Source organism: Amphibacillus indicireducens, from assembly GCF_039539605.1.
Classification (GTDB): domain Bacteria; phylum Bacillota; class Bacilli; order Bacillales; family Amphibacillaceae; genus Amphibacillus; species Amphibacillus indicireducens.
Genome location: NZ_BAABDL010000048.1, coordinates 41977 through 51191, shown reverse-complemented (window position 1 = coordinate 51191; position 9215 = coordinate 41977). Strand labels below are relative to the sequence as shown.

The window sequence follows — 9215 nt, the reverse complement described above, 5'->3', positions numbered from 1 at the left end:
GATGAAAGTTGCATGCACGGTGTGGAGCAGGGGAAAAGGTGGAGATGACTTCGAAGCCTTACCTATTGCTATCTTCTGGCGTGCGCCTATACTGTGGTTAGTAGGAGTGGTCTTTAATCGACCTAGAATTCCTTATTAAATTCTATGACCAGCATCTGACTTCTAGCGGAAACGTGAGAGAAGGACAATCGCATGATGTGGTTCGGTCAAGTGGTGTATGGTAAAAGCTAAACTGCTTGAATTCTAGACTAATGTTTTTGGGTGGAATTAATCAATAGGATAAAAGTGATCCGCCAGGTTACTTTTATAATAAGGCTTATTCAACAATCCTTAATTTAAGGAAACAGTCGAAAGGAATACCTAACCATCACGCATCTTCTATTAGCTGTAAGGTAGGGATTGCCTAAGTCACTTTTTAAAAGTGATATGGTAACGGAGTCCCCATAGTACTCAACGTTTGCGGTAATTCGTTTAGCATGGGGAAGGGGGACAGGTTGACGAATAGAAACTTAAAAGAGGTGTCATGAATGTGACAAAAAAACCTTTTGATCAATTAGGAATTATGCGTGATCGCATTACAAATCAAAGGCGAATCAAAGATTGCTACAAGTTGCTCAGGCATCAAGAAATCATCAGACATGCTTGTCAGCAATTGACTTGTTCAGAACAAGATCTGATCAACACTTCAACAAAGTTATTTGGCATAATCAACACACCACAACACTCTGCACAGTTAACTTCTACAGAAGACGGGATCCTTCGCGAGACTTGCTTGTTTATGCTCCAAGAGCTATTTATCGCACAACAATTTTTAAAAAATCATCCGCAAACAGTTGGTGATTGTTTAGAGCAAGTGAGGGTGCGGTTTCAAGCTGTAAATTGGGTAGTTGCAATTGAGGTATTGATTGATGATTGGACTGGATTAAAGCATTGTCTTGATTTTTCAATTGCTGATTCACGGTTTAAAGCACTTCTTTTCTATGTATTAGAGAAACTTCAAGTTCAAGATTATCCTCGTTTTCAAAAGCTTTCAAAGGCTGTTTATTTTTCCTACAAATTATTACCTGTCTTAAATTCACGACTTGACTTTAATCTGATTTACGATAATAACCATATTTATTTAGGGTTATCATCGACAAAAGAAACTGTCCGTAGCCTTTCTCATCAATTATACTCCAAGCTAAACAAGCAGGTTGATTGTTACTTCAGTCATTTTTCACAACCACTTCTTTATCAGGGTTACGCGGTTAGACGTGATTTGAAATCGAAAAAAATCTCTATTGATGTACCTCAACAGGCGCTGATTAAGTTGTCGGCACTGTTTCAATATGGTGATTTTCATAATCGTAATCCAAGGGCGAGGGGGGGATTAGTTCATCGACCGATTCCAGCGATTTATTCGATTTATGAGCAGGAACTCAAGCGGGTGGCATTTGATTATCGTTATGCTGATAATTATCGTGTTTTAGGTCATTTGGTTTATTTTGCGCAACTTAGTTTATTAAAGACGGTTGCGTTGAAGCAGGGTTGCACGATGGGACAGGCTAACTATTTATTGAAAACAATGGGTTTTAAACGGCTAATATTAACGAAGAGAAGTGAATGAATTGATCGTGAGACTGTCGTCAACTGTTGAGCCGTATACATCGAAAAGGTGTACGTACGGTTCTGAGGGAGGCTAAAAGTTTAAGCATCTAGGTAGCCGACCCTACGATCCATCACCATCTCAAGAAGATATCCACGTGACAAAAAGGCTTGCGGAGTGTGGGAAAATGATTGGAATCGAACTTTTGGATCATATTATCATCGGTGATAATCGATTTATCTCACTAAAGGAAAAAGGATACGTCTAGCACTATCTATTTTTTCTAAACTCTCGTATAATTAAATGAGCAAGCAATGACAAGTAGCGCCTTACGCTAAGAATTTTCTTGCGTAAGGTGCTTCTTATTATGTTAAACTAATAAAAGAAGTAAAATTAAACAAATTAATTAAAATTCATGATACCTAAGTGAGTCTAAGTATGAATAATGTTGGTGGATTGAGATTCGGATAGAGAGGGCGATCAATATGGCTAAATTTAAGTTTGGGCAAGATTTAGGAATTGATTTAGGAACGGCGAATACCCTAATATACCTCAATGGCAAAGGAATTATTGTCCGAGAACCAACAGTTGTTGCAATCAATCATTCAACTAAAGAAATCGAAGCAGTTGGCAGCCAAGCGCGTAATATGATTGGTCGAACTCCGGGGAATATTTCTGTGATTCGTCCAATGCAAGGTGGCGTGATTGCTGATTATGATACAACGGCAGTGATGATGAAATACTATCTCCGTTTAGCTGATAAGAAACGGTCTGTTTTAGCCCGAAAACCAGATGTGATGGTTTGCGTGCCATCTGGAATTACGATGGTCGAGGGACGAGCAGTAATTGATGCGACAAAGCAAGCTGGGGCAAAAAATGCGTTGCCAATTTCAGAGCCTTTTGCTGCGGCAATTGGCGCTGGTTTACCTGTTTGGGAACCGACGGGTAGTTTAATTGTCGACATTGGTGGTGGAACAACAGAGGTTGCTGTGCTTTCGTTAGGAGGTATTGTCACGAGTCGTTCAATTCGTAAAGCTGGTGATGATATGGATGATGCGATTATTCAGTATGTGCGTAAAAACTATAGTTTAATGATTGGCGCACGAACAGCAGAAGCGATAAAATTGGAAATCGGTTCGGCAAATGGACATCGAGATGTAATGGAAATGGACGTTAGAGGGAGAGATCTTTTAACGGGTCTACCTAAAACGATTACAATGACAGCAACTGAAGTAGCAGAAGCGTTATCTGATACGGTTTACTCGATTGTTAACGCGATTAAAGACGCGTTAGAAAAAACACCTCCAGAACTTGCATCAGATGTCATGGAACGTGGTATTCTGTTATCAGGTGGTGGAGCGTTATTACAAGGATTAGATAAAGTGATTGCTGACCAGACGAATATGCCGACTTTTATTGCGGAACATCCGCTTGAAAATGTCGCAATTGGTACAGGTAAATCACTTGAATATATTGATCATTTTAAATCTCAGTCTAATCGTTTAGCTCAATTTAGTTTTGATTAATTGGAGGATTTGTGATGTCTTTTTTTCGTAGAAAACGTCTGTTTTCAATTCTTTTAGCTTTAATAATATTAGTCGGTCTGATCGGTTTTTCATTAATGAATCGTGATCAGCGAACATCTATTGAAGAGTTTTTTCAGGATTCTTTCGGTTGGGCGCAAATGATTGTTTTAAAACCGATTAATTATCTGACCGATGTTGTCTCAAATATTGATGATATGAAAAATATGTATGATGAAAATCGTGTCCTAAAAGAAAATTTAGGACAATACCAAAAAGTTTTATATGAGGTCCAAGAGCTACGAAAAGAGAATGCAGAGCTTATGCGGGCACTTGAAAAATCTGAAAGTATTCGTGACTACACACCGATCCATGCTACAGTAATTGCAAGAAGTCCTGAGAAATGGTTTAAGCAAGTAACGATTGATAAAGGTATCCAGGATGGTGTGCAAAAGGATATGGCGGTCATTACGGCGGAAGGAATGATTGGGAAGATCCATTCTGCTTCACAGTTTACCTCAAATGTCTTGTTATTAAATGGTTTTGACCGCTCGAATCGGATTGCGGTTAATGTTGATTTAAGTGACAGTGATCAAGATGCTCGGGGGTTTATCCTTGGCTATAGTGAGGAAAGAAATCAGTTGTTGCTTGAATTTACGGAGTATTATGATGAAATTCCTGAAGGTGAATTTGTTTTTTCATCAGGACTTGGTGGTGTTTTTCCAGATGGATTGGAAATTGGTCAAATTGACGAGGTGTCGACTGATCAATATGGATTAACGCAAATTGCTTATGTACAACCTTCGGCAAACCTTGATGATCTTCGTCATGTTATTGTTGTTGATCGTGATATTGAGACGGTCTTTGATGATGATGGGGAAGATGAGGTGGAAAATTGATGTCTAGGATTTATTTGCCCCTCATATTGGCATTATTAATCATACTCCAGGGAGCAACAGCGAATCTGATTCCAGCGAGTTTCGATGCAGCAGGTTGGATTGTTGTTATACATGGATGCTTTTTGTTTTTAGTGCTGATTAAATTGTTTTATGATTTGGAAACAACTTATTACGCTCTTTTGGCAGCTTTATTTGTTGGGCTAATCATTGATATTATTTACACCGACATCATTGGCGTGTATATGTTTAGTTATGCGCTTATGATTTACTTTGTTCATGGTATGCGTAAGATACTGCAAACGAACTTCTACGTCGCCACACTTTTAACAGCTGTCAGTCTCGGTTTGGTCGATTCTTTACTCTATTTCATTTATCACTTTATCGGTGTGACCCAGATGGAGATGTCGGATTATTTTTATTACCGTTTAATGCCGACAGTGGCAATTAATCTGATCTTGTTTTTCGTTTTATATTTATTGTTTAGAAAAACGTTGATCAAATGGTCTGATGAACGATTTGATTTGGAGAAATCAACTAATTAATGCATTCATGGGTGAAGTTATTGGATAGGAGGAACAGACTTGATCGAAAAAAATCATCATATTATAATTAAAGGAACACGAGATGGCTTGACACTTTATCTTGACGATTCCTGTTCTTTTGATCATTTGATCGTTGAGCTTGATCGGGTTCTCTCACAAGATGACTTAGAAGCTGAAGATTCGTTAGTTCGAATCAATATTCAGTTAGGATATCGTCATTTACATACTGATCAAGAAAAAATATTACGTGATTTAATTAGAAAAAAGAAAAAATTAGTCGTCCAAAACATTGAATCAAAAGTCATTCTAAAAGATGAGGCGATTAAATGGAAAGAAGAAAGTGATGTACGGATTTTGGCAAAAACGATTCGATCTGGACAAGAGATCGAGATAACTGGTGATTTATTGTTAGTCGGTGATGTTAATCCAGGTGGAACAGTAAAGGCGACTGGAAATGTGTTTATCATGGGAAATCTGAATGGGATTGCTCATGCTGGCTATCAAGGGAATCGTGATGCTGTTATTATGGCATCATATATGAACCCAGTTCAATTAAGAATTGCGGATCTTTATAGTCGCTCACCAGACTATGAAACTGAAGGTGTCTACATGGAATGTGGCTATATCGATGAATCAAATAAAATCATTATTGATCGATTGCAAGTTGTGGCTAGGAAAAGGCCAGAATTAAATGGTTTTGAGAGGAGTGTTTTAAATGGCTGAGGCAATTGTCATTACGTCAGGAAAAGGTGGCGTTGGGAAAACGACAACGACCGCGAATTTAGGAACAGCACTTGCGCTGATGGATAAAAAGGTTTGCTTATTAGATACGGATATTGGTTTGCGAAATTTGGATGTTGTGATGGGGTTAGAAAATCGGATTATTTACGATATTATTGATGTCTCATTAGGAAGATGTAAGTTAAAGCAAGCACTCATTAAAGATAAACGATTCGACTATTTATTTTTACTACCCGCAGCTCAAACGAGTGATAAACATGATTTAACACCAGAAGCAATGATCGATATTATCGCTGAATTGAAACAAGAATTTGACTATATTTTAATCGATAGTCCTGCTGGAATTGAGCAAGGCTATAAAAATGCTGTTGCTGGTGCGGATCATGCGATTGTTGTCACGACACCTGAAAAGTCAAGTGTTCGTGATGCTGACCGGATTATCGGTCTATTAGAACAAGAAGAGATTGAACCACCTAAATTAGTTGTTAACCGGATTCGAAACCACATGATGAAAACGGGTGATATGTTAGCTGTTGATGAGATCATTCAAGTGTTAGCGATCGATTTATTGGGCATTGTCGCTGATGATGATGAAGTGATTAAAGCATCGAATCATGGTGAACCTGTTGCTTTTCAGCCAAATACGAAAGCGTCGATCTCTTATCGTAACATTGCCCGTCGTATTTTAGGCGAATCAGTACCATTGCAATCATTTGAAGAGGAAAAAGGGATGTTTGCCAAAGTGAAGAAATTTTTCGGCGGAGGCCGTTAGGTTTTTATGGAAAAAATCACACCACAGAACTTAGTTTAAAAGCTGATTCTGTGGTTTTTTAACTCATAATTTTCTTGCGTGTGAATAAACTTGTACAAATGCGTGAGTGAAGGTTGTGAGTATTGATGAAACGAGATGTCAGTCAATTTAGACGATCATTAGCTAAACGAAAAGCAGAAAAGTTAAGAGCGATTCAAAATCGCTCAGCTAGTCGACCAGTTAAACCAATCGTGAGAAAAATAAACCCGAGTCATCAGCAAACAGAGCAAACAACTCCTGTTTTTGTCAGGCAATTGATTGCATCTGGATTTGTTTTTTTGGCTGTCTTGTTTTTTAATCAGTTTAAATCACCGGCAAACGATGTGAGTCAGTGGGTGACGGATCAACTGCGTGAGGATTTTCCATTTGCGACGGTTAATGTTTGGTATCAAGAACAATTTGGCTCACCACTGGGCTTTTTTGTGGAAGAATCCCGACAAGTGGTACCGAACCAACAAGTGATTCCAGTCAATGGTGTGATAAATCAGTCATATGATTTAAATGGACAAGGTTTGATGATTGAAACGGCAGATCAACCCGAAGTATATGCGATTGATCAAGGGGTGGTTTTGTTTGCCGGAAATGATCGAACAACAGGTAAAACGGTTGTGATTCAGCATCCTGATCGGACGAAATCGACATATGGTTTTTTAGCTGATATTGATGTTCGACCGTATCAATTTATTCAGGCGAGTCAACAAATTGGCGCGACATCAAGTGATGCAACGGTCTTTTTTGCTGTGCAAAGAGGGATGGACTATTTAGATCCTAACGAGGTTATTTCCATTGATGGGTTGGAATAAACAGAGATTTATTTATTTGCATCCAACTTTTTGGTTTATTCTCGTGCTTTCAATGATGACGGGGATGTTTTATCATATCTTAATCGTATTTATCATTGTAAGTTGGCATGAATTCGGTCACTATTTAATGGCGAGATATTTCGATTGGGATGTGAGGCGGATTACTTTGTGGGTTTTTGGTGGGGTGATGGAAACAGAGGAGCATCTCAATAAACCATTGGAACAACAACTTCTCGTGACAATTGCTGGTCCAGCACAACATTTGCTAATTTTGTTGCTGTTACTATTTTTGCAACAGAAGAATTTTTTGCTCCCAGAGTATCTTGACTTCGCTTTTCGTTATAATTTATTGATTGTCGCTTTTAATTTACTGCCAATCTGGCCACTAGATGGTGGGAAATTTTTAAATATCGCTTTGAACAAGCTGTCTCCATTTAAGCAAGCCTATCAATCTACACTACTCTTTTCTTTTGTCAGTATTTTTCTGTTTCTTTTTTTTATGATTCAATGGAAGCAAGCTCTATTGAATGGTTTTGTCTTGCTTACTTTTCTATTTTGGGAAAATCGCTTAGAATGGAAGCGACGGATTTATGTTTATCAACGCTTTTTACTGGCTAGAATGAATCGACAGAGTGATAAGCGGAGAATGAAGCCGTTGACGTTTTTAAGTCAAACTGAGTTGAAGGCTGTTTTTGAGCGTTTTTATTTTAATCGATTCCATCCGATTTTGGTTAGGGACAAGCAGACGATAACGAGTGAAACAGATTGCTTAGATTACTATTTTAATCAGGGGCAGTATCAAGCAACCTTAGCAGACTTAACGAAGCAAACAATGAAATGAGGATATCATGATGGTTGAGCTAATTTTATTGACAAGAGCGACAGAAAAAATTGGTGTCGTAAAACAGGGTGATCAAATCATCGAGTTGGCTTTTGATCGACCTGATCAAAAACAACAAGTTGAATCAATTTTTTTAGGTAAAGTAGTTACAGTTGATCAGAGTTTGCAAGCTGCCTTTATTGACATCGGTCAAGCACAACTTGCTTATTTAGAGAAAAAAGAAATCCCTGAATTCAGGAAGGATCAAACAAAATCGATTGAGACGTTACTTTACGAGGGGCAATCGGTTATTGTACAAATTACTAAGGATGCCTATCAAGATAAAGGTGCGCGGTTGACGATGAATTTAACGATTGCTAATCATACTCTCGTCTATTTACCATACGGCAATTACTTAGCTGTTTCAAAAAAGATTGATCAAGAAACAGCTCAGCTCTTTAAGCAGAACTTGGCGCCAGTGTGTGAAGATGATGAAGGATTGATTGTTCGAACATCTGCAGCAAGCTATTCATTCGACCAGCTTGCTGATCAAGTCGATCAACTTCGTAAGATTTGGCAGGCATTATTTAAACGAGCTGAGAAAAGTGAAGCACCTGTTTTGCTTCATCAAGATCAGATTGTTACCGACCGGTTAATTAGACGCTTTCCATTTGGGCAGTTAAAACAAATTTACGTTGATCAAGTGGCTGTCGCTAATCAAATCAAGTCCCGTTATCCTGAGCTAGAGGCAATCGTTAGTTGGGCAAAAGAAATTGAACAATTGTTGCCAGTACCGATTGATGAACTTATTCAGTCTGTGATCCAACCTGAGGTCAGTTGTGATTCTGGTGTGACGCTGATGATTGATCATACTGAGGCGATGACTGTAATTGATGTCAACTCATCCGGCTTTACTGGGAAGATGAATCAGCACAATTTTGCCTACAAGGTGAATCAGATTGCGCTTCGTGAAATTGCCAAGCAAATTCGACTACGGAATTTATCAGGTATGATTGTCGTTGACTTTTTAAGAATGAAAGATCGAAAACATAAAACCGCAATTGTTAAACAATTTGAGCAGGCGGTTCATGCTGATCCAACCCGAACGCAAATTTATGGATTTACTGACTTAGGCTTGTTTGAACTCACGCGTAAACGGGAATCAGCTGCCCACTATTTGAGTCTCGCAGCTAAACCAATTCAAACGAGACCGTTATCGCTTGAGAGCAAAGTTTATGCGCTAGAACGGGAACTGATTGCCACTCGGGATGAAGCGGTCGTTGTTGAAGTTACCAGTCATTTTCGACAAACTTGGGATCAATGGATCGACGCTGATATTTTTAATCAGCTGGTCCAAACTGAGGTGAATTTTTTAGAAACAAAAGGGGTTTCAGGTTATCATATTAAGCGGTCGGGATCGATTGAGTTGATTGCTGAATTTCTGGCTGAAAATAATAAACTTAAAGTTGACAAGCTGAATTAGATCGTGGT

General features: G+C 38.5%; 9 protein-coding genes and 1 pseudogene. All 10 read left to right on the top strand.

The window, feature by feature from the left end; translation table 11 throughout:
• Positions 1 to 529: 529 nt before the first annotated feature.
• The 10 genes and pseudogenes from ABD814_RS04475 (at position 530) to ABD814_RS04430 (ending at position 9207) form a co-directional block, all read left to right on the top strand.
• The gene (locus ABD814_RS04475) at positions 530 to 1606 is read left to right on the top strand and encodes a hypothetical protein (RefSeq protein WP_344910755.1); all 1077 of its coding nucleotides are present in this window, start codon (positions 530 to 532) and stop codon (positions 1604 to 1606) included.
• Between the two features lie 106 nt (positions 1607 to 1712).
• Positions 1713 to 1853, top strand: a pseudogene (locus tag ABD814_RS04470) (JAB domain-containing protein); the annotation flags it as partial.
• A gap of 217 nt (positions 1854 to 2070) precedes the next feature.
• On the top strand, positions 2071 to 3111 hold the full coding sequence (locus ABD814_RS04465; protein ID WP_344910752.1) for a rod shape-determining protein: 1041 nt from the start codon (positions 2071 to 2073) through the stop codon (positions 3109 to 3111).
• A 14-nt stretch (positions 3112 to 3125) separates the two neighbouring features.
• Positions 3126 to 4007 carry a rod shape-determining protein MreC gene (gene mreC, locus ABD814_RS04460; protein WP_344910750.1) on the top strand — a complete coding sequence of 294 codons (882 nt, stop codon included), beginning with the start codon at positions 3126 to 3128 and terminating at the stop codon, positions 4005 to 4007.
• Complete coding sequence (mreD, locus tag ABD814_RS04455; protein ID WP_344910747.1) at positions 4007 to 4549, top strand: rod shape-determining protein MreD; 543 nt, start codon at positions 4007 to 4009, stop codon at positions 4547 to 4549. Before mreC ends, mreD begins: the two co-directional genes overlap by 1 nt.
• 42 nt (positions 4550 to 4591) lie before the next feature.
• On the top strand, positions 4592 to 5272 hold the full coding sequence (minC, locus tag ABD814_RS04450) for a septum site-determining protein MinC (protein WP_425549052.1): 681 nt from the start codon (positions 4592 to 4594) through the stop codon (positions 5270 to 5272).
• On the top strand, positions 5265 to 6062 hold the full coding sequence (gene minD, locus ABD814_RS04445) for a septum site-determining protein MinD (RefSeq protein WP_344910743.1): 798 nt from the start codon (positions 5265 to 5267) through the stop codon (positions 6060 to 6062). Before minC ends, minD begins: the two co-directional genes overlap by 8 nt.
• A 125-nt stretch (positions 6063 to 6187) precedes the next feature.
• Complete coding sequence (locus tag ABD814_RS04440) at positions 6188 to 6904, top strand: peptidoglycan DD-metalloendopeptidase family protein (RefSeq protein ID WP_344910740.1); 717 nt, start codon at positions 6188 to 6190, stop codon at positions 6902 to 6904.
• A complete protein-coding gene (locus ABD814_RS04435) occupies positions 6891 to 7745 on the top strand; it encodes a site-2 protease family protein (protein ID WP_344910738.1) in 855 nt (284 codons plus the stop codon). The genes ABD814_RS04440 and ABD814_RS04435 overlap by 14 nt, the downstream gene beginning before the upstream one ends.
• A gap of 10 nt (positions 7746 to 7755) precedes the next feature.
• The gene (locus ABD814_RS04430) at positions 7756 to 9207 is read left to right on the top strand and encodes a ribonuclease E/G (protein ID WP_344910734.1); all 1452 of its coding nucleotides are present in this window, start codon (positions 7756 to 7758) and stop codon (positions 9205 to 9207) included.
• Positions 9208 to 9215 lie beyond the last annotated feature (8 nt).

Bases quoted from the DNA above. Each gene is read 5' to 3' on its own strand.
- ABD814_RS04440 (WP_344910740.1), top strand. From the start codon at position 6,188: ATGAAACGAGATGTCAGTCAATTTAGACGATCATTAGCTAAACGAAAA.
- mreC (WP_344910750.1), top strand. From the start codon at position 3,126: ATGTCTTTTTTTCGTAGAAAACGTCTGTTTTCAATTCTTTTAGCTTTA.
- ABD814_RS04430 (WP_344910734.1), top strand. From the start codon at position 7,756: ATGGTTGAGCTAATTTTATTGACAAGAGCGACAGAAAAAATTGGTGTC.
- mreD (WP_344910747.1), top strand. From the start codon at position 4,007: ATGTCTAGGATTTATTTGCCCCTCATATTGGCATTATTAATCATACTC.
- minD (WP_344910743.1), top strand. From the start codon at position 5,265: ATGGCTGAGGCAATTGTCATTACGTCAGGAAAAGGTGGCGTTGGGAAA.
- ABD814_RS04435 (WP_344910738.1), top strand. From the start codon at position 6,891: ATGGGTTGGAATAAACAGAGATTTATTTATTTGCATCCAACTTTTTGG.
- ABD814_RS04465 (WP_344910752.1), top strand. From the start codon at position 2,071: ATGGCTAAATTTAAGTTTGGGCAAGATTTAGGAATTGATTTAGGAACG.